Origin of the sequence: Bradyrhizobium sp. DN3, from assembly GCF_041357655.1 — a bacterium.
GTDB lineage: Bacteria > Pseudomonadota > Alphaproteobacteria > Rhizobiales > Xanthobacteraceae > Bradyrhizobium.
In genome coordinates, this window is sequence record NZ_JAULLN010000055.1 from 1 (window position 1) to 20,735 (window position 20,735).

18 protein-coding genes, 1 tRNA gene and 1 pseudogene are annotated in these 20,735 nt (G+C 62.0%); 15 read left to right on the top strand and 5 right to left on the bottom strand.

The genetic code is table 11. The features are described from left to right. Positions 1–266: hypothetical protein (locus AAE027_RS38425; protein ID WP_479714267.1), on the top strand; the 266-nt coding region annotated here is incomplete at its 5' end. Positions 267–468: 202 nt separating this feature from the next. Here AAE027_RS38425 and AAE027_RS38430 read toward each other — a convergent pair. Further along, a pseudogene (locus tag AAE027_RS38430) lies at positions 469–950 on the bottom strand (response regulator). A gap of 672 nt (positions 951–1,622) precedes the next feature. Between AAE027_RS38430 and AAE027_RS38435 the strand changes: the two are divergent. The 3 genes from AAE027_RS38435 (at position 1,623) to AAE027_RS38445 (ending at position 3,338) form a co-directional block, all read left to right on the top strand. Next, positions 1,623–2,330 carry a Crp/Fnr family transcriptional regulator gene (locus AAE027_RS38435; protein WP_370990204.1) on the top strand — a complete coding sequence of 236 codons (708 nt, stop codon included), beginning with the start codon at positions 1,623–1,625 and terminating at the stop codon, positions 2,328–2,330. A 152-nt stretch (positions 2,331–2,482) separates the two neighbouring features. Continuing rightward, positions 2,483–2,860 carry an Hpt domain-containing protein gene (locus AAE027_RS38440; RefSeq protein WP_370990205.1) on the top strand — a complete coding sequence of 126 codons (378 nt, stop codon included), beginning with the start codon at positions 2,483–2,485 and terminating at the stop codon, positions 2,858–2,860. A gap of 229 nt (positions 2,861–3,089) precedes the next feature. Further along, positions 3,090–3,338, top strand: coding sequence for a hypothetical protein (locus AAE027_RS38445; protein WP_091893184.1), 249 nt, complete (start codon positions 3,090–3,092; stop codon positions 3,336–3,338). Positions 3,339–3,378: 40 nt separating this feature from the next. Here the strand turns inward: AAE027_RS38445 and AAE027_RS38450 are convergent, their stop codons facing one another. Next, positions 3,379–4,002: a LuxR C-terminal-related transcriptional regulator gene (locus tag AAE027_RS38450; protein WP_370990206.1), complete on the bottom strand. Its 624-nt coding sequence runs from the start codon at positions 4,000–4,002 to the stop codon at positions 3,379–3,381. A gap of 333 nt (positions 4,003–4,335) precedes the next feature. Between AAE027_RS38450 and AAE027_RS38455 the strand changes: the two genes are divergently transcribed. The 3 genes from AAE027_RS38455 (at position 4,336) to AAE027_RS38465 (ending at position 7,783) form a co-directional block, all read left to right on the top strand. Further along, positions 4,336–5,499, top strand: coding sequence for a hypothetical protein (locus tag AAE027_RS38455; protein ID WP_370990207.1), 1,164 nt, complete (start codon positions 4,336–4,338; stop codon positions 5,497–5,499). A 357-nt stretch (positions 5,500–5,856) separates the two neighbouring features. Beyond that, on the top strand, positions 5,857–6,282 hold the full coding sequence (locus AAE027_RS38460; protein ID WP_370990208.1) for a hypothetical protein: 426 nt from the start codon (positions 5,857–5,859) through the stop codon (positions 6,280–6,282). Between the two features lie 292 nt (positions 6,283–6,574). After that, positions 6,575–7,783, top strand: coding sequence for an EAL domain-containing response regulator (locus tag AAE027_RS38465; RefSeq protein WP_370990209.1), 1,209 nt, complete (start codon positions 6,575–6,577; stop codon positions 7,781–7,783). Positions 7,784–7,914: 131 nt separating this feature from the next. On the opposite strand, the gene AAE027_RS38470 is transcribed toward AAE027_RS38465, so the two are convergent. Further along, a complete protein-coding gene (locus AAE027_RS38470) occupies positions 7,915–8,775 on the bottom strand; it encodes a DMT family transporter (RefSeq protein WP_370990210.1) in 861 nt (286 codons plus the stop codon). A 653-nt stretch (positions 8,776–9,428) separates the two neighbouring features. Between AAE027_RS38470 and AAE027_RS38475 the strand changes: the two genes are divergently transcribed. The 4 genes from AAE027_RS38475 to AAE027_RS38490 all read left to right on the top strand — a co-directional run bounded on the left by AAE027_RS38475 (position 9,429) and on the right by AAE027_RS38490 (position 16,286). Further along, positions 9,429–11,093, top strand: a complete 1,665-nt coding sequence (locus AAE027_RS38475; protein WP_370990211.1) for a type I restriction-modification system subunit M — start codon at positions 9,429–9,431, stop codon at positions 11,091–11,093. Then, positions 11,083–12,366 carry a restriction endonuclease subunit S gene (locus AAE027_RS38480; protein ID WP_370990212.1) on the top strand — a complete coding sequence of 428 codons (1,284 nt, stop codon included), beginning with the start codon at positions 11,083–11,085 and terminating at the stop codon, positions 12,364–12,366. The genes AAE027_RS38475 and AAE027_RS38480 overlap by 11 nt, the downstream gene beginning before the upstream one ends. 1 nt (position 12,367) lies before the next feature. After that, positions 12,368–13,063 (top strand): abortive infection family protein, encoded by a 696-nt coding sequence (locus AAE027_RS38485; protein WP_370990213.1) that lies wholly within the window; start codon positions 12,368–12,370, stop codon positions 13,061–13,063. Between the two features lie 79 nt (positions 13,064–13,142). Next, on the top strand, positions 13,143–16,286 hold the full coding sequence (locus AAE027_RS38490) for a type I restriction endonuclease subunit R (protein ID WP_370990214.1): 3,144 nt from the start codon (positions 13,143–13,145) through the stop codon (positions 16,284–16,286). Between the two features lie 12 nt (positions 16,287–16,298). Here AAE027_RS38490 and AAE027_RS38495 read toward each other — a convergent pair. Further along, a tRNA-Ser gene (locus AAE027_RS38495) sits at positions 16,299–16,388 on the bottom strand. A gap of 136 nt (positions 16,389–16,524) precedes the next feature. On the opposite strand from AAE027_RS38495, the gene AAE027_RS38500 reads away from it, so the two are divergent. Next, on the top strand, positions 16,525–17,388 hold the full coding sequence (locus AAE027_RS38500; protein WP_370990215.1) for an alpha/beta fold hydrolase: 864 nt from the start codon (positions 16,525–16,527) through the stop codon (positions 17,386–17,388). 181 nt (positions 17,389–17,569) lie between these two features. Here the strand turns inward: AAE027_RS38500 and AAE027_RS38505 are convergent, their stop codons facing one another. Beyond that, positions 17,570–18,700, bottom strand: a complete 1,131-nt coding sequence (locus tag AAE027_RS38505) for an ROK family protein (protein ID WP_370990216.1) — start codon at positions 18,698–18,700, stop codon at positions 17,570–17,572. A 333-nt stretch (positions 18,701–19,033) separates the two neighbouring features. On the opposite strand from AAE027_RS38505, the gene rplU reads away from it, so the two are divergent. The 3 genes from rplU (at position 19,034) to AAE027_RS38520 (ending at position 20,538) form a co-directional block, all read left to right on the top strand. Beyond that, positions 19,034–19,420 carry a 50S ribosomal protein L21 gene (rplU, locus tag AAE027_RS38510; protein WP_370990217.1) on the top strand — a complete coding sequence of 129 codons (387 nt, stop codon included), beginning with the start codon at positions 19,034–19,036 and terminating at the stop codon, positions 19,418–19,420. A 102-nt stretch (positions 19,421–19,522) separates the two neighbouring features. Further along, entirely contained in the window at positions 19,523–19,792 is a 270-nt protein-coding gene (gene rpmA, locus AAE027_RS38515; protein ID WP_091893154.1) for a 50S ribosomal protein L27, read from the top strand. 152 nt (positions 19,793–19,944) lie between these two features. After that, positions 19,945–20,538, top strand: a complete 594-nt coding sequence (locus AAE027_RS38520) for a GNAT family N-acetyltransferase (protein ID WP_164935160.1) — start codon at positions 19,945–19,947, stop codon at positions 20,536–20,538. Positions 20,539–20,735: the final 197 nt, after the last annotated feature.

Here is a 20,735-nt window from a genome sequence, read left to right on the forward strand (position 1 = left end):
GTGTCCAGGCTCTCGCTGGTCTCCGTCAAAAACTCCCGCAACAGATCATCCATGAGGTACGCCTTACTGAGCTGGGCTTCGACGCGTTGCGCCGCGCTTGGTATCGACGGAAGCCCGCTTTTCGATCGTTAGACATCCCTTTTCACGGTCCCGTTAATTTCGGCCTCCGTGCTAATACGGATATTGAAGACAAGTTTGCCGTTCGGCTGCATGCGAGGACACGCTTCGGCAAAACCGGCGCCGCGACGGAGCGAGGAGTGAGGTAGACGCGTCGATCACGGCGCATGGCACGCGCGAGAAAATCCCGTTCGTGAAGGACGATAAGCGCGGCCGGCGTGGAATTGAACGGACTCGGCCCGCGGTCGCGGACGCTCTCGCGATGGTCGTTTCGTGCTGTGCCGAGCTCCGCGAAATTCACGTTTTCGGTAAACGAACCGTTACCTCGTCGCCAGTCCGGCTCGCGCTGCGCTAACCCAGCCGCGCTGCCGAGGCAATCTCGGCGTCGGGCCGATGCTCCGCCAGGCAATCGTTGATGGCGGCGAGCAGTGCGTGCGGCGTGAACGGCTTGCGCAGACAGCGTGCGGCGCCGAGCTCCAGCGCCATCCGGAGGAAATCGGGTGCAGGCGAATTCAGATTTGCGAAAGCGTAGCCCGACATTGCGATCAGCGGAATGGCGGGCGCCCGCTCGTGGAAGGTCCGGATCGATTCGAACCCGCGCATATGCGGCATGAGGATGTCGATGATCATCAGATCGAACTGATCGTGTGCGAGGGCCCGCAGTCCGGCTTCACCTCCCTCGGCGATCGTCCCCGAAAATTGTTGCGCTGGAGATAGATCTCGATGGCCATGCACACCATCGGGTCGTCGTCGACAACGAGAATATGGCGCAGACCTTCCCTCCCCGTTTGAGCTTCCCGTTTCGGCAATTCAATCATCGAGCCGTGGGACACGCCTTTCTCCTCTGGTTTCGATCGAGAAATGGATGGCCGCTAAGATGGTGGGCGGCGCCGGGAAAACGGAGTCGATGGTCGCGAAATCTGCGGCCGCACGGCGCCATGGTTCGAAGCAATGCTGGATGGCTGAAAGCACTCGCGGACGAGACTGCGCGGGTCGACCGGCGTCCGATGGCAGCACGGATGCAATGCTTCCGGCTCATGAAGGCCCCCTTGCCGCTCTTTCCTGCGCAACCCTCGCAGAGAGGTGCACAACTCAAGAGCGAATCAGCGCGCCGCTCTTTATTTCCATTTCCGCCGCAAATGCTACAGGCTGTCTGCCCTGCAACGAGTATATGGACAGCGCCACAACCTATACAATATATTTTTGTCGCCGCGCAACTGCATGACGAACGTGGCGCGGCGCGAATGGATGTCAATGCACCCGGTGCCCCTTTATGACCGCAAGCGGCCACCCGCCCAACCAGTTGCTGCAAATGCTCGACGCGGCAGATTTCGATCTGCTGCGCTCTCATCTCGTAACGGTTGAAATGGTCAGGGAGACTGTCTTGGGCCGGACATCTCGTCCCAATTGCCAATATATCCCGACGTGAACATGATGGAACTTACTCGCGCAAGAAGCGATTTCGCCGGTGGCGACTTTGCTGGTGCAAAAGGCGGGAGGCAGCTTTGGAAACGACGGGCCGCCCATCCAACGGTTTCCTATCCGCGCTGTCGGGAGACGATTATGAGCTGATCCGCCCGTACCTGCGCGCGATCGATCTGCCCCATGACGCGGTGCTGGTCGAGGCCGGCGAAACGCTCAAGCGCGCCTATTTTCCCCACCGCGGCGTGATCTCGCTCGTGGTGAAGCTCGCCAAGGGCGAGCATGTGCAGGTCGCGATGATCGGCCGCGACAGCCTGCTTGGAACACTCTCGACCATGGGCGATGCAAGCGCGCTGAACACGGCCGTCGTGCTGGTTCCCGGAGTCGCGTCGGTGATGGATCTCGACCGGCTGCGCGTCGCGGCCGACCAGAGCAGCAGCTTGCGGACCTTGCTCACGCGCCACGGTCTTGCGATTTACGCGCAGGTCCAGCAGACCGCGGGCTGCAACGCCGCCCATCCCGTGGAGTCGCGGCTGTCGCGCTGCCTGCTGCACACCCATGACCTGTCGGGCGACTACCGGCTGCTGCTGACCCAGGAGGCCATGGCACAGATGATCGGGGCGCGGCGCAACAGCGTGTCGCTGGTCGCCAACACCTTGCAGCAGGCCAATTTCATCCACTACAGCCGCGGACACATCCAGATCCTGAACCTGGACGGCCTGCGCCAGACCGCGTGCGAATGCTACGCCACCGTGAAGGCGCAATACGACCGGCTGCTCGGCCAGCGCTGACCCCGCCCGCGTGGTAAACGGACGGCTAATGCCGGCCTGCAAACACCAGTCGTCCTGATTCCGGAACTGAAATCCAGATGCCGTAGACACGGCGGGCCTCGCACCGATACCGGCCCGCGCGGCATCGAATCGTGATCGAGGCAGGCAAAGCCATGTTTGAAGTGACCGCCGCGCCGGCGCAGAAAGTGTTCGATTGCGCGCACGCCCGCGACCCGAATGCTTATGCCGCGCTGGTACGCGAGATCGGCGAGGACGGAGCCCGCGAGGTGCGCGCCGTGTTCTGGAGCGAGACCGGCGCACGCCTGCAACTGTTCCGCACGCTCTCGCGCGAGCAGCACCAGGCCAGGATCGCGCGCGAAGCACATTCGTTGAAGAGTGCGGCCGGGACGTTCGGCTATGCGAGGCTCGCGGCGCTGGCACTGCGGCTGGAGAAGTCTGCGGAGACGCTTCACGACACCGAGCTCGGCGATCTCCTGGACCTGATGGATGCCGCCTACGCCGCGGCGCGCGCGCAGGAGCCGGAATGCTAGAGCATGATCCGGAAAAGTGCGCAGCGATTTTCCGAAAAGATCATGCTCAAACAACAACCTAAAGCGCGATGACGATTCATCCAAATCTCATCGCGCTTTAGAGCCATTTCGGTTGTCGAAAACGCTCTAACTATCCGCGCGTGTATTCCCGCCGTACTTCTACGGCTTGGGATTTTCACAGATGGCTAATCATAGCTGGCGATAGTCGCGGGAAACCAGGAGGGTTTCCATGTTCACCTACGAGACTGCGGACCAGAAGGAAGTCCGTCGCTTCCGCATCGCTCAGTTCAACGGCCGGATGGCGACGGTAAAGTCTGGCGAGTCGACGGTGACTGGCTTCGTGCGCTCGGTGCTCGAGCAGGAATCGAGCATGCCTCCCCGCTGGACCATCACGATCATCCCGAACGCACCGAAGGACGAGCCCAAGCCGCTGCGGCCCGCATCACGCACGCGTCCCTTCGCCGAAGACTATTTCTGAGCGGGATCAGCGCCGCCGGCCGGGCGGAATGCAATCAATCTCAATCGATCGAGTGCAGCAGCGCCGCACGGACGAGGTCCGCGGTGTTGCGCGCACCGAGCTTGCGCATCGCCTCGGCGCGATGGCTTTCGAACGTGCGCGGACTGATCTGCATCCGAAGCGCGCCCTGCTTGTTCGAATAGCCTTCGCTGATCAGCCTCAGCACCTCGCGCTCGCGCTTGGTCAGCCGCTTCTGGCCGGACAGGCCAATCAATTCGGCGCGGGGCACGCGCTGCGGCAGCGGCACGCGGGGGGTCCGCGCTTCGGCGTTCTCGGTTCCGGATGGGATCGGCAGGCCGCCCTTGTGAGGACCAGCAAGCTGCTTGACGAGGCCGCAAACGCGCTCGGTCTGCGCCAGCGCATTCTCCACGACGCGCTGCAAATAGGCGCGGTCGCCGGTGACGGGCGCGAGCTGATCGCTGTGGTGCTTGATCTCGCCCATGTAGAGCAGGAGCGCCGTCAGGGGGCCGTTGAGCTCGCGGGCAATGGCGGCGGCCATTTCGTCGGCGGCCTTGGCACGGGCGGCGTTCAGGCGGACGAAATCGGGCTCTTCAGCTGGAGCAGCGCTGCTTTCGTACCATTCCGACGGCCGCGAATCAGTGGCCGTATCATTCTGTGACGCCATGTCACTCATTTAGCGGAACGGGGGCCGGTCTGTGGTTAACTTTTTGCTCCGTAAGACTACGGTGATTTCGGCAGTTTTGCGCTAAATCCGCGGCATCGGCACAATTTATGCTTGCGCGGGGCGGTTCCCGGGCGCGTAGAGGTTGAGATTCCGGCCCAGATCCTGAGCAAGCGGGCGAAAACCCTCAAAGCCTGCCTCCGCTCGTGCCCGCCCCCCCGGATTTTACGGATTAATTAACGGCGACTTGCTTCTCTAGGGAGATTGAGAGCGCGCAAATGCCTCCACGCATTGGGCCCGCATGCCTGCGGGAAACGCTGCGAAAGATTGCGTGCCATGAACGAGATCGATCGGCTGTCGGAATTCTTGCAGAGGCTGACGCCGCTGTCGCGCAGCTGTCTGCTCAGCGAACTCGAGCGGCTCGAGCTGTGCGGCATCGACATGCCGGGCTCGGCCGACATCCAGTCGCGCTTGCGCGCCGAGTTTCGCAAGGACGGATCGACCCAGGCGCGCGCCACCAGCCCCTCGCGCTATTTCTTCGCACCGCTCGAGTTGCTGTTGATCGACGGCGCGCCTGAGCACGCCAATGCGGGGCGGATCTCGCGCAACACCCTCACCCCGATCTGGGAATGGATCTGCCGCGACCTGCTGCCGACCATGGCACGCGACTACATCAAGGCGATCAACGACCAGGTCGCCGCCAACAATCCGAAGGAAGTGCAAAAGATCGCGTCGACCTTCCAGACCAAGGTCCTCAAGGTCCTCGAGAGCACCCTGGCGTTGGCGGATAGCACCGAGCTCGCACGCGGCAAGCTCGCGCAGTACACGGCATCGCGCACCGCCTTCGACGACGTCATGAAGATGCTCGACGTGCTGCGCGCCGGCGACGCGCTGCCGAAGTTCAACGAAAAACTGCCCGAGCAGATCGCGAAGTTCGATGACAACCAGGTGGCCCAGATCACCTCGCAACTCGACGGCTTCAGGAAGTCCCATCCCCGCGCGCTGCCCTTCGCATTGGCACTGGTGGCAAGGCGCCTGAAGACGTCCTGGCAATTGGTGCGCCTTGCCACCAAGGCCGCCGCGAGCAAGAGCGCCGCCGACGTCGCCGCCGCGCCCTATGCCTGTGCCGTTCCGATGGTGCTCGACCGTCTCGACGACAAGCGCCTCGCTCTTCGGGTCGCGCTCCGGCACAACCGGGTGCTGGTCGCCCGCGACCTGCTCGCCGAGATCTACGACATCGAATATGCGCTCAAGGTCCGCATCGACGACATCGAACATTGCGAATGGGGCATCCGCCTCCAGCAATTGATGGACGCGATCGCGGCGCTGGTGTCCGCCGAGGTCAGCCGCTTCCCCGCCAATGTCGGCCACATTCTCGGATCGCGCCGCCTGCGCAGCCACGATACGCTCGGCGGCAAGTTGACCTATCTCGCCTGGAAGGGACGCGACGCGATGCAGGACGGCGCGGCGGCGTTTCGCAAATTGATCGGGCAGACCTGATATCGCGCAAAGCGCGAGGGGCTTTCGCGATCATGCCCTAATGCGCGCGCGGCAGACACAGGAAGCGATCGAGAAATCGCCCCGACAGCACGAATCTGAACCACCAATACATCATTCGCCGCATCGTCATTGCTGCATCCTCGACAGCCCACCACCGGCTGTGCGGAGCAATAGCGCAGGCGCAGCAGTGCGCATGTGATGTGTTTCACATTTGCGCCGACAGGCGCGGACGCATCGTCGCATAACTGTCACGAGCGCAGGTGGAACATGCGCGCATCGCGCGAAAATGAGTTCCGCGGCCGTAGCTGTCGCTCCTATCCTCCGATGCTGCGAAGGAACAAGCCGCAGGAGGTCGCGATGAGATCGAACCGACGGACCCTGACGATGGTGATGTTGCTCGTGAGTGCGCTCGCGCTCACATCGGCGACGATGGCGCAGACGACGCCGCCGCAAGGCAATGCTGCGCCGACCGCCGAAAACGCGGTGCTGCTGACCGTCTTCTTCAAGCACGATCAATCCCGGCCGCTGCACGAGCTGAATGCGCAACTCGAGACGCAGGGCTTCTACAAGGCGTTTCCGCCGCCCGGCGTCGAGGTCGTGAGCTGGTATGTGATGATGGGCATTGGTCAGGTGATCACGCTGCGCCTGCCGGCGTCGCGGCTGCGCGAGGTCAACCGCGTCATCGAGGACACGGCATGGGGATCTTATCGCACCGAATTCTATCCGACCTATGACTACAAGGCAGTCGGCGTTGCACAACACGAAAAAGCCGCCGGAAATTAATTCTCCAATCGTCCTGTCATTGCAGCGAAGGGCCACGAAACCGCATCGCTCGATGCCTGGCGTCGGCAAGCCGCACGTTCATCGGTCGCGCGGGAGAAATTCCGCATGCGCTGGCAGCCGTTGCACGTGCGGTGCCGGAGTATGCGAATTCTTTTCGAAGAATCTGTCGACAAATTAGCTCGAATTGCAGGGCTTAACGTTACTCAAATAATTCAACAGCGACGTGACGCTCTTCCTTATTTGAACCCACGCTCCGCGTTTAAGAAACCGTCACGGAACGGGAGTGGTGTTGATGAACGATGGGAGTGTTGAACTCGTCGGACGAAGGCCTGTAACCTTCGGACGACGAAAGGTGACGCCGCGCGCCTGCGTGGCCGACAGCAAGCGTCACTTGCGCGCCTTCCTCAGCGAAGTGCTCGAGGATCTGGGCTTCGTCACCAGCGAATGCGCCAGCGCGGACGAGCTGCAAACCGTGCTCGCCACCGAATTGCCGGATCTGATCCTGCTCGGTGTCGCCACCGACGGCATCGAGCCGGGAAGATTCCTGGAGGTCTTGGTGCGTGAGGGCTTCGCTGGGAAGGTTCTGGCGGTCGGCGCCCGCGAATCGATCATCGTCAGGGCCGTGCGGCAGGTCGGCGAGGAATATGGCCTTGCGATGCTGCCGCCGCTGACCACGCCCTTTGCCGCGGAGACGCTGCGCGAGCGTGTCGCGATGCTGCTGCCGGAGGAGCCGGCGCCGAGCCCGGCCGTGCATGTCGGCGAGGCCTTGCATGCCGGCTGGCTGGAGCTCTGGTACCAGCCCAAGATCGACGCGCGCACGCTGATCCGCAGCGGCGCCGAGGCGCTGGTGCGAATGCGCCATCCGACCTGGGGCGTCGTGCCGCCGGCCTATTTCATTCCCGAGGAGCACGATCCGCATCTGCGCGACCTCTCGGAATTCGTGATCGAGCGCGCCATGCAGGACTGGCACTATCTGCTCGAGCAGCAGAGCCCGGTCGATCTCTCGATCAACCTGCCGGCGTCCTATCTGAAGGCGCCGCAGGCGGTGCGCGATCTCTGTCGCCGGGTGCCGACGCATCCGGCCTTCGGCGGGCTGACCATCGAGATCGACAGCGAAGAAGCAACCCGCGATCTCGACCTCCTGACCGAGGTCGCACGCGAGGTGGGCCTGCACAATATTGGCCTCGCGATCGACAATCTCGGCGCCAACTGGCCGGCACTGATGGGCCTGGACAAGATTCCCTTCGTCATGATGAAGGCCGACCGGCACTTCGTCACCGGCAGCGGCAGTGACCGGCTGAAGCGCACGGTGTGCCGTCACATCGTCGAGCTGGCGCAGGGCTACGGCGCGCGCGTGGTCGCCGAGGGCGTCGAGAGCCGCGCCGACCTCGTCGGCGCGAACGAGCTCGGCTTCGATCTCGTGCAGGGCTTTCTGTTCGGCAAGCCGATGCCGCTGAAGAAATTCGCCCGCTCGACGCTGACGAAAACCGTGATGGAGTGAGCTCGTTCGCGGCTCGTACGTCGCTGGGCGCGCGCGGGAATCATCAATCTCGCGCGCGTTCGCCGGGCCTGCTTGGGCAGTCCGTGCACTCGCGCCGTTGCCGTGCCGAAGGCAGGACTAGCCGGCCATCATCATACAAACCGGCGCGCGAAGAAGACGCAGACGACCACGAGCGCGGTCGCGGCGATCATGCTCCAGGCAACCGGCTCGTGCAGCAACAGGCCGGCAAGCGCGAGGCCGAAGAATGGCTGGAGCTGCTGCAACTGGCCGACACGCGCAATGCCGCCGAGCGCGAGCCCGCGATACCAGAAGATGAAGCCGACGAACATGCTGAAGATCGAGACGTAGGCGAGCCCGATCCAGGCGGGCGCGCCGACGCCGCTCCATGTCGGCGGCCACGTCCAAATCACGACGGGCACCATCAGCGGCAGCGCCAGCAGCAGCGCCCAGGAGATCACCTGCCAGCCGCCGAGGCGGCGCGACAGCGCGGCGCCTTCGGCATAGCCGAGGCCGCACAAGACGATCGCGGCCACCATCAGGAGATCGCCGGTAAGCGAGGCTGAGCCGTCGTTCGACAGAGCAAAGCCCGCGACGGTGGCACTGCCGAGGACGGCAAACAGCCAGAACAACGGCTGCGGCCGCTCGCCGCCGCGCAAGACGCCGAAGATCGCGGTCGATAGCGGCAAGAGGCCGATGAAGACGATCGAATGCGCCGAGGTGATGTGCTGGAGCGCGAGCGCGGTCAGCAAGGGAAAGCCGACCACGACACCGATGGCGACGATGGCGAGCGAGGCGAGATCGCGCCTCGCCGGCCGCGCCTGACGGAGCACGCCGAGCACGGCCAGGCCGATCAGCGCCGCAATGACCGCGCGCGTGGACGTCAGGAACAGCGCGGAGAAACCGCCGACCGCCACGCGCGTCGCCGGCAGCGAGCCACTGAAGATGATGACGCCGAGAAGCCCGTTGCCCCAGCCGGTGCCGAAAGATTGCACTCCTGTCTCGCTTGGTGGATGGCGACCCGATCTGGCGAGGCCAGCCGGGGTATTGTGACGATTAAACCTAGGCCTTTTGCCAGAAGATAACAAAAAGTGAGAAAACAACCCCATGCACAGTAGCCGGCGGCTGCAAGATCAATGACTTACGCGGAGGCAGAGTCGACTGACTTGTGGGGGTAGAATTGGAGAGCGATGAGCGCGAGTGATAGCAGGTCTAGGTCTGAAACGGCAATGGAGTGCGCGATTGTCGACATGGCCGTTGGCTGCCGTTCATGCTTCCGGAGTCCACAGAGATAGGCGGCGATTGTCATGTCGCGCATTTCGCGTGAGGCCGCGCGCCTTTGACACGTCGGGCAAAACAGGGGCACAATGGCACCCTTGCAGAGCGTGTGATCCGCAAAAAATCACCGGCTCGTGGAAGCAGACGCGGTCGACCGTCTGGCTGAGGAGAGTCCCACTTCATACGGACGCGACCAATCAGATCAAGGTGGGCTGATAGGTAAGCTGGCCGTTTCCCACAACCGGCAGGGCGATGGTGACTTCGCGGCGGATCGCATGACGCATAGTCTAGGCAGACACTACTTGCTGTTAACCTATTCTTGATCATAACAAGCCCGGTCAACGGGATTTTCAGGACGGGGGTTTGGGTAGTGCAACGTGGGAGAAAAAAGCCGGGAACCAAGAGCGCTGCTGCAAAGACCACAAAGCCGGGTCCCTCCATTGCCGCCACGTTATTCGCGGCTGCCGATAAGTTGCGCGGCAATATGGATGCCGCTGAATATAAGCATGTCGCACTCGGGCTGATCTTCCTGAAATATATCTCCGACCGGTTCGACGCTCGCATCGCGGAGGTCGCGGCGAATCCCGAGGAAGCCTTCCTCCTCGACGATCCCGATGCTGCCCGCGACCTGATCGTCGGCGCCGGCATTTTCTTCGTGCCTGATCGTGCTCGCTGGACCTTCCTGAAGGAGAACGCCACTAGCACTAAGCCGACCATCGGCGAGCTGATCGATCAGGCGATGATCGCCATTGAGGCGGAGAACTCAACGCTTAAGGGCGTGCTGACCAAGAACTATGCCCGGCAGGAGCTGGACCAGACGCGACTGGGCGAGGTGCTGGAGCTCTTCTCCAACATCAAGTTCGAGGATGCGCATCATGGGCAAGACGTGCTAGGCCAAGTCTACGAGTATTTCCTTGGTGAGTTCGCCAAGCTTGAGGGCAAGCGGGGCGGGCAGTACTACACGGCCGGATGCGTGGTGAAGCTCCTGGTCGCCATGCTGGAGCCCTTCAAGGGCCGCGTATATGATCCCTGTTGCGGGTCTGGCGGGATGTTCGTGCAGTCCGAGCGCTTCGTTGAAGAGCACGCCGGCAAGCACGTCGACCCCAAGAAGGCCCGCGATCAGATCGCGGTATATGGGCAGGAGTCGAACGCTACCACTTGGCGGCTCGCCAAGATGAACCTAGCCATCCGCGGTATCGATGCCAACCTCGGCTCGAAGTGGGCAGACACGTTCCATGAGGACCTGCACAAGGGCCTCATGGCAAAATACGTGCTTGCCAACCCACCCTTCAACGACAGTGATTGGGGAGGCGAGAAGCTCAAGGGCGACGGCCGCTGGCACTATGGCGAACCGCCAGCCAGCAACGCCAACTTCGCTTGGCTCCAGCACATCATCTACCACCTCGCGCCGGACGGGTACGCCGGTATCGTGCTGGCCAACGGCTCGCTCTCCAGCCAGCAATCCGGCGAGGGCGACATCCGGCGAGCGTTAATCGAGGGCGTTACCGTCAGCGAGGAAGGGAAGCAAATCCACTATCCGGGCCTAGTCGACTGCATCGTGGCGCTGCCGGGACAGCTCTTCTCTACCACGCAGATTCCGGTCTGCCTTTGGTTTCTCACCCGCGACAAATCCAACGGACTTTCGCGCGACAAGAGGCTGCGCGACCGCACGGAAGAAGTGCTTTTCATCGACGCGCGCAACCTCGGCAGCATGGTCTCGCGCACGCTGAAGGAACTGACGGACGAAGATATCGCCAAGGTGGCCGATACTTATCACGCGTGGCGTGAGGTGGGAGGGCGCTACGCAGATGTGCCCGGCTTCGCCAAGTCGGCAAACCTCAAGGAGGTAGCCGATCAGGGCTTTGTGCTCACGCCCGGGCGCTATGTCGGCGTTGAGGCGGCGGAGAAGGACGAGGAAACCTTCGACACCAAGATGGCGCGACTAACCAAGGCGCTGCGCGAACAGATGGATCAAAGTGCTGCACTGGACGAACGCATACGCAAGGCGCTCGCAGGAGTCGGCCATGGGTGGTGAGTGGCAGACCGTTGAAGTCGGAGAAATCGCGGACATCTACGATGGCCCTCATGCGACTCCGAACTTTGTAGATGACGGGCCGGTCTTCTTGGGGATCGATGCACTTAATGACGGCCGACTTGACCTGTCTGAAACTCGGCACGTTACAGCAGAGACGTACCATCAATGGACCCGAAGAGTTGTGCCGATTCCGGGCGATCTGGTCTTTTCCTATGAGACCCGTATCGGTCAGGCAGCGCTAATCCCCGATGGTTTGCACTGTTGTCTCGGACGGCGTCTGGCGCTCGCCCGCGCGAAATCTGATCGTCTGAACAATCGATACCTCCTGTATTACTATCTCGGGCCGGCCTTTCAAGAGCACCTTCGAGCGCACACCAAGCCCGGCAGCACGGTAGACCGCATCCATCTCAAGGAATTCCCGAAGTTTCCCATTGTGTTGCCACCACGACCGGAGCAAGACGCCATTGCGAACCTACTTGGCTCCCTCGATGATAAGATCGAGCTCAATCGACGTATGGCGGCGACGCTCGAGGAAACGGCACGGGCGCTGTTCAAAAGCTGGTTCGTGAATTTCGACCCCGTCCGCGCAAAGGCTGAGGGCCACCTCTCTAGCCTACCTGACGCCACGGCCGCATTTTTCCCTTCCTACTTCGACGATGGCGGCATGCCCGAGGGGTGGCGGTCAGGCACACTCGCCGACGTTGCTCATCTCAACCCGGAGAGCCGGGGATCTGACACAAGTCAAGACAAGGTCGCTTATGTCGATTTGGCGAACACGAAGTGGGGCGTCATCGAAGAGATTCAGCACTTCACTTCAGGAGACGCACCAAGTCGCGCTCAGCGCGTCCTCAGGCCAGGCGACACAATTTTAGGTACGGTTCGTCCCGGCAATGGATCTTATTCGCTGGTCGCATTTGATGGCATGATTGGCAGTACCGGCTTTGCCGTGCTTCGACCGAAGGCGCCGCAGCTGCGGGAGTTTGTTTACCTTGCCGCCACCTCTGGTGAGAACATAGAAGCCTTGGCTGCCTTGGCGGATGGCGGCGCCTATCCTGCTGTTCGTCCCAACGTAGTAGCCGAGACACCATGCTGCGTGCCCTCTGCAGAAGTGATCGAGGCTTTCCATCAGATGTGCGGCTCTCTCGTTGACGGGATCGAAGCTGCACGTTCGGAGAGCACCGAGCTTTGCGGCCTGCGTGCCACCCTCCTTCCCAGGCTCATTTCCGGCGAACTTCGCATAAAGGATGCCGAGAATGCAGTGGAGGCGGCCTGAGATGCCCTATGCCCTCCAAATGCTGCGGAGTTTGCTCGAAGCTCACCCTGATCGGGCAGAGCCCTTGCGCATCCATGTGACGGCGTTGGAGCGCAGCATTGAGAGCGAGCCTGTCTTTTGCCTCCAAAGCGTCCGCGGGTTGTTCGAGGCAGCACATGCCACCATCGCGCCACGGCTCGGCATCGTGTTCGGCAAGGATGACCAGTTTCATCAGCGGATGCGGGCCGTAATCAACGCGATGGACTTCTCCATCACGGATCATCCCGACGCCGAGAAGATCAATGAAACGCTGAAGAAATTGCTTGGCAGCATCAATGGCACGGCTCACGCACTCGCAGAACTGAGCAATTTCCCGAACATGCGTCATAGCGGCGCCCTGGACTGGGGCACCCTGCAGCGACAACACGCACTGATGCTGGGCGGCCTGTGCGACAGTCTCGTTGCGTTTCTTTTCGATGTCGCTTGGAGCCGCAGCGCGGAACAGTCAGAGGAGCATCCGGCACCAGGTTACGATGACTTCCCCGACTTCAACGCCTTCCTCGACTCGGAATATAATGAAGTCGAGATTGCTGGCTCGACCTTCGCCGCCAGCTTGGTGCTGTTCCGCCTCGACGAGACAGCCTACGACGCCGCTCGCATCGACTGGGAAGCTGAACGCGGTATTGATCAGATCACGGGCAAGGAGGCCGCCGCATGACGCGCGTCACCGTCAGACCCGAGCTATTGCGCCGGGTGCGGGAGCGCTCCGGCTTCATGCTAGATCGCCCGGAAGCAGTATGAGCGAGACCTACATCACGTCCCCCGATACCCCCCGCATTGAGCTGGCAGAAGAGGCCGTGGAGTTGGCGGCGCTCTCGTGGTTTGAACTGATCGGCTGGAAGAGCGTGCCCGGTGACTATCTCGCGCCTGAAGGTCCCATAGGCGCACGCGCCGATTACCGTGAGGCAATCCTCGAGCCCGAGCTACGCAGCGCCATCGCTTCGCTCAACCCCGAGGCCACGTCCGACATGGTCAACTCCGCCGTGCTCAAGATTAAGGCGTCGCAGAGCCAGGATCTAATCGAGAACAACCGTCTCTTCCATCCCTTCCTAGTCAGCGGCGTACCGGTTGAGATCAACGAGAAAGGAACTACGCGCACTGTCGGCATCAGGATCATCGATCAGGAGAAGCCTCACGCGAACCGCTTGTTAGTTGCCAACCAGTTCATTGTGAAGGGCGACAAAGGCATGGTGCGTGCGGACGTGACCGCGTTCGTCAACGGTCTGCCTGTCGCGGTGCTGGAGCTGAAGAGTCCATCCGACGCGACGGCCACGTTGGAGAAGGCGCACAGCCAACTCACGACCTATAAGACGAGGGCGCCGGAGCTGATGCGCACCAATCAGGTGCTTGTGATCAGCGACGGCAGCAACGCGCGCATCGGGTCGTTGACGGCAAATTTAGACCGGTTCGCGCCCTGGCGCACCGTTGACGGCACGAACTTGGACGACGCCGGGCGTTCGGAGCTGGAGGTGCTGATCCGTGGCGTGTTCGCGCCTGAGCGGTTCATTGACCTGATCACCGACTTCGTCGCCTTCGAGACTAAAGATGGCACCGTCAAGTCCAAGAAGCTCGCGGCCTACCACCAATTTCATGCCGTCAAGAAGGCGTTGACCTCGACCCTTGTCGCGTCGCAGTCCGGGAGCCGCAAGGGGGGCGTGGTGTGGCATACGCAGGGGTCGGGCAAGTCGCTGACCATGCTCTTTTTCGTGCGCCAGCTCCAGCTCGCCAAGACGCTGAAGAACCCCACCATAGTCCTGGTAACCGATCGCAATGACCTCGACGACCAGCTCTTCGGTACCTTCGCCGATCATGGCGCAGCCCTCCGTGGAACGCCTCGGCAAGCCGAAACGGCGGAAGAGATGCAGCGCTTGCTCGCGGTTGACATTGGCGGCCTCGTATTCACGACCATCCAGCGCTTTCGTGGTGAGGACGGCTCGCATCCGCTGCTCACCGATCGCAGCAACGTCATCGTCATTGCCGATGAAGCACATCGCACACAATATGGCTTCAAGAAGCGCTATGTGGAACGCGACGGTGGTATTCGCGAAGCGGTCGGCTTCGCCGACTACCTACGGCAGGCGCTGCCTAGCGCCACAGTCGTCGGCTTCACTGGCACTCCCATTGAAGAAAGGGACCGCGACACCTACGGGACTTTTGGCGAGGTCATCGACACTTACGACATGACCCGTGCGGTACGAGATCACGCTACGGTCCCCATCCATTATACCGCACGCCTCGCCCGTCTTCACCTCGCCCTTAACGAATCCGAACGCGCTCAGCTTGACACTCTCGCCGAGGAGCTGTCGGAGGGGGACGACGCTGCCGTCGAGCGAACCAAAAGCAAGCTCGCGCGCTTCGAGGAAGTGGTTGGCTCCACAGATCGCATCAAGCAGATAGCCGCGGATGTGGTGAGCCACTTCGACACGCGGCGCGAAGCCATGGCCGGCGGCAAGGGCATGATTGTTACAGTCAGCCGACGCATCGCCGTGGCGCTCTACGATGAGATCGCAGAGCTCAGACCGAACTGGGTCTCAGCCGACAAGAGCGATGATAAGGCGGGATTGATCAAGGTGGTGATCACGGGCAACCGAGCCGATGATCCTCAGCCATTACAGCCTCACTTGCGTACCAAATCACGACTTGAGGCGCTCGCGAATCGCTTCAAAGATCCTTCATCAGGTTTCGATCTGGTGATCGTGCGAGACATGTGGCTGACCGGGTTCGATGCGCCGTCGCTCCACACGCTATACATTGACAAACCCATGCGCGGCCACGGCCTCATGCAGGCAATCGCACGTGTCAACAGAGTCTGGGGCGACAAGCCCGGTGGATTGGTCGTTGACTATCTGGGGATTGGAGCTGAGCTCAAGGCGGCTTTGGAGAAGTACACCCAGGGCGACCGTGACCAAGTGCGGATGGACGCCGACGAAGCGGCGCGTCAAACACTGACGCTGCTCGAAAGTGTTCTGGCGCTATTAAACGGTGTCCCTTGGAAGGGTTTCTTCGCCGCGCCGCCGACCACTCGATTGACAATCTTGAAACAGTGCCTCGAACACTTGCTGTCGACGGGCAAGCGTGACGCTTTCATCGAGATTGGCCTCAAACTAGAAGTCGCTTATGCGATCAGTGCAGGCGATGATCGTGTCAAGGGCCGCGCGCACGAGATCGCGATGGTCGCAGCACTGCGGGCGAATTTGGCGAAATACACTACGGGTACAGGGCGAAGCCGCGCCACAGTGGAGCGGGACATCCGCCAACTGCTTTCTAAAGCAGTGATGGCAGACGGTATCCTCGATGTGTTCAAAGCCGCCGGGCTAGACCAGCCCGATCTGTCGATCTTCTCTGACGAGTTCCTAGCCGAAGTGCGCGACACCAAGCAGAAGAATCTCGCAGTCGAGACGCTACGCCGCCTGCTTGCAGACGAAATCAGGGCGCACGCCCGGACGAATATCGTACAATCCCAGAAGCTGAGTGACCGTTTGGACGAGACGCTGCGCAAGTACCACAACCGCGCCGTCGACAGTGTGCAAGTCATTGAGGAGCTAATTGCATTAGCTCATGACATTCGCGCCGATGCGGCTCGGGCGGTAGAGCTGGGGTTGTCGCAGGAGGAGGTGGCCTTTTACGAGGCCCTCGCCGAGAACGGATCCGCGCGCGAGCTGATGGCCCATGAGACGCTGCGCACCCTTGCACAATTGCTGGTTCAAACGATCCGCAACTCGGCAACCATCGACTGGACCCGCAAGGAGGGCGTCCGAGCCAAGATGCGCATCGAAGTGCGAAAGCTTCTTGCTCGGTACGGCTATCCGCCCGACCTGCAAAAGGCAGCCGTCGACCTAGTCGTTCGCCAGGCCGAGACCATCGCCGCTGATTGGGGCTGAGCAGGGCCTAAATGGCGGAGAGGGAGGGATTCGAACCCCCGATAGGCTTGCACCTATGCCGCATTTCGAGTGCGGTGCATTCAACCACTCTGCCACCTCTCCTGAAGGTGCCGATAAGAGGTAGGAACCCCTGTGGTCGGGGCGTGTAATAGGCGAGGATGGCCGGCCAGACAAGGCGCGAAAGGCGAAAATCCGCCGCCTGTTTCATCCCTTCCCTCTCATTCCGAAAGGAACCGCCGTGGAGCATCTGACGATCGCGGCCAATGGCGCCGATTTCCATCTGGTCCGCGCTGGAAGCGGCAAACCGCTGCTTTTGCTGCATGGTTGGCCGGAATTCTGGCGGACCTGGGAGCCGGTGATATCTAGGCTTTCCGACCGCTTCATGCTGATCGCGCCCGATTTGCGCGGCTTTGGCGACAGCGACAAGCCTGATGGCCCCTACGGGCCGGATGGCCATGCCGCGGACATGCTGGCGCTGATGAACCGGCTCGGCATCGATCGATTCGGCGTCGTGGGTCATGACGTCGGCGGCGCCGTGATGCAGCCCCTGGCCCGGCAGGCACCGGGCCGGCTCACCGGGCTGTTCTTGTTCGATTTCGTCTATCCCGGCATCGGGCCGCGCATGGCGGCCCCTGATAGGCTCAACCACATCTGGTACCAGTCCTTCCACCAGATGGAGATGGCCCCGGCGCTCGTCGGCGCCAGCCGCGAGAGCTGCCGGCTCTATATCAGCCACTTCCTCAAAGGCTGGGCACACCGGAAAAATGCCTTCGACGACGTGCTCGACGCCTTCGCCGACAACTTCCTCAAGCCCGGCAACCTCGCCGGCGGCTTTGCGCATTATCGCGCCTCGCATGACGGGCGCATCGCGATGATGAAGGGCGAGGCGCCGCGCCTGCCGCCGATCAACGTGCCGACGTGTGTGCGCTGGGCCGAGCACGACCCGCTGTTTCCCTATGCCTGGACCGACCGGCTCGGGGAAACCTTCAGCGAGCTCGATCTGGCGATGTTTCCGGACGTCGGGCACTTCCCGCACCGGGAAGATCCGGATCGCGCGGCCATGGAGATCGCGGCGTTCTTTCAGCGCATCGGCTGGAATTGAGGCCCGGGTCCAAGAAACGGGGTGGGACCGCCAGACGCGGTAAACACTGGCGGTCCCTTGCCGCTCATTGAAATACTGACCGGGAAGGGCGGCTTCGCCGGCCGAGTGAAGCGACGATTCGACCCTAGCGTGCAGCCCGCACCGCGCAACGCAATCCGCCCCTTAACCTAACCGGTCAAGGTTACTCTTTGTCGTTCTTGCCCTTTTTCTTCCCGTTCTCCGTGGAATCCCGGTCTTTTCCGTTGGCGCTCTCCTTGCGGCGGTTGGTGAAGCGCGCATTGCCAAGGCCGGTGCCGATGGTGAGCACGCCCCAGCGCTCGACGTGCTGCATGAACGGAACTTCCGAAAGGCCCTGAACCACGCCGTCATTGTGCATCACGACCGCGGTGTCGTGCCCGCCGATCTCGGGGATGGCTTCGACGAGGCTTGCCGGCAGGTTGAACTTGCTGCTCTCCCAATTGCCGGGCAGATTCTGCGCGCCCTTCTCGATGGAGCCGTCCGCATCGATCACACCGGGACAGGCGATGCCGATGAACGGCGCGAGCTTGAAGCCTTCAGCTGCGGCATCCTCGATGAGCCCCTCGAGCATCTTGACCACCCGCTTCACCGCGGCCTCGCGGCTCGGCTCATCATCGGCATGGCGCCACAAATCGGATTTGAAGACCGCGGCCTTGGACAGATCGGGCGCCTTCTTCCAGCGCGTTTCCACGATCCCGCAGCGGATGTTCGTTCCGCCGATGTCGACCGCGAGGATGCTGTCATAGGCCTCGAAAATCCAGGACGGTGCGAGGTGCAGGGCTCCGATCAACCCGGCATCATCAGGATCGAAGCGGATCGGCACCAGATCGACCTCGAAGCCTTCCGACTTGAGGATGATCTCGGCCCGGGCAATGGCAATTTCACCGAGCCGGCTCGCGCGAAAGCCGCCGCCGACCACAATGCAGTCGGTCTTGGCCCAGGCCTTGGTCTTGAGGAACCGCCGCGTGACGTAAGCGAGCTCCTGCGCGAAATCCTCGATCGCGCTATGCACGACGGCCGTGGCCTCGGTATCGTCGCCGACCAGAACGGCATCGAGGGCCTTCTTGCTGATCTTGTCGGACGGCTCGTCGCCGAAGGGATCCTCGCCGCTCTTGCGAAGCGGTTTGCGCCACTCTTCGAGGATCTCGCGAAACGCGCCCTTGCTGGCGCGGTCGCCCAAAAAGCCCTCGTCGTCTTTGATCTCGATGTTGAAGCTGTCGACGTCGACCGACGGCAGGCGGCTCGCCCCGTGCTGGGCGATGCCCGTCGTGTTGACCAGCTGGTCTGTTGCCATGATAGCCCTTGCCCGCGTGTCCGATTTGCGAGGACACAACGGGGAGGGAACCCGTTGGTTTCAAGCCGGCCGCAGATTCGGCCCACACACCAGAATGGACCCAAATCCTTCAAATCCTGACCGTTTTCGCTCGCTTTTCCTTGACTTGCGGCGTCCGGCGGCTATAAGTCCCACAGCCGGCGCGGGGCGTTTCTCGCGCCGCTTGCTTTTGCGTGGGTTTTCAAAGGGATAACTCCCGCCCGCACAAAGCTCGCATAAACCCGTAGCGACTGACAAAAAGCCGGCCCCGACAAACTGTCGCGAGGCCGGGATTGAACACGAAGGAAAAAAACGATGTTCGCAGTCATCAAAACCGGCGGCAAGCAATACCGCGTCGTGCCGGATGATGTTCTCGAAGTAGGCAAGATCGCCGGCGAAGTCGGCACGATCGTGCAGTTGAATGAAGTTCTGGTGGTCGGCGGCGACACGCCGGTCCTGGGCGTCCCGACGGTCGCAGGCGCGTCCGTTGCGGTCGAGGTGCTCGACCACAAACGCGGACCGAAGGTCATCGCGTTCAAGAAGCGCCGCCGCAAGAACTCGCGCCGCAAGCGCGGCTACCGCGACGAGATCACGGTGCTGCGCGTCAGCGAGATCCTGACCGACGGCGCCAAGCCCACCAAGGGCCCGCGTCCGAAGAAGGAGAAGGTGGCCAAGGAGTCCGCGACGGAAGCCGCCGAATAACGAGATTTGATCACGCCAATTCACGAATTGATGCGTGAGAAATCGTGAAATGATTCCGTCAAGGAATTGATCTAGACATACGTAGGATTTCGGAGACGAGCCATGGCTCACAAAAAAGCAGGCGGTTCATCGCGTAACGGACGCGATTCCAAGGGCAAGCGCCTCGGCATCAAGGCGTTCGGCGGGGAGATCGTCGCTCCCGGCAACATCATTGCGCGTCAGCGCGGCACCACCTGGCACCCCGGCCTTAATGTCGGCATGGGCACGGACCACACTTTGTTCGCCAAGGTCGAAGGTCGTGTTGCGTTCCAGGCCAAAGCCAACGGCCGCACCTTCGTATCGGTACTCCCGATCGCAGAGGCGGCTGAATAGACGGCGGATCAAATGGGAATCCGCCGGGTCCTGACCAAACCGGCGGAGTCCTAGAGATCATAGAGATCGAAGGCTCCAGGGGAGGCGGGAAACCGGCCTCCCCTTTTCTTTGACTTGCTCACTTTGACTTAGTGACTTTCCAGGAGCCGGACATGTTGCAGGATTTCTCGAGCGTGACCTTGCAGGAGGCGAGACCGAGTGTCGTCGCCACCGAGCGGCTGACCTTGCGGCGGCCGACACTCGCCGACGTCAGGACCATCGCCCGGCTCGCCAACGACCGCCGCATCGCAGAAAACACCCGCCGCCTGCCGCATCCTTATTCGCAGGACGACGCTGTCGAATTCATCCGCGCCACCGCCGCGCTCGGCAGCGAGACCGTGTTCCTGATCGAGCACGACAGCGGCCCAATCGGCATGGTCGGCATCGACTGCTCCACGCCCGACAATGCCGAGCTCGGCTACTGGCTCGGCGTCGAGCATTGGGGCCAGGGCTTTGCCACCGAGGCCGCACGCGGCGCGATCGACTTCTTCTTCGAGGAGTTCGAGGACGACCATCTCTATGCTGGCGCGCGCGTCACCAATCCGGCCTCGCGCAAGGTGCTGGAGAAGTGCGGCTTCCAGTGGAGCGGCGTCCAGCTGCACCGCTTCCTGGCGCTGGGATCGTCCACGCCCGTCGATTGCTTCCGCCTGTCACGCGGCGTGTGGGCGTCGCTGAAGAGCTGGAGCAGTGCGAGGAGGATGAGGTAGGGCCACCGATTACCCTCCCCTGGAGGGGGAGGGTCGATGCGCATGCAGCGAAGCGGAATGCGCAGCGGGGTGGGGTGAAGCCACAGCAATGGTCTCACCCATCACCGCTAATCCAAGCACCATCTTCGCGGAAAGACTGTCACCCCACCCCGCTCGCGCGGTGCGCGAGCGACCCTCCCCCTCCAGGGGAGGGTAAG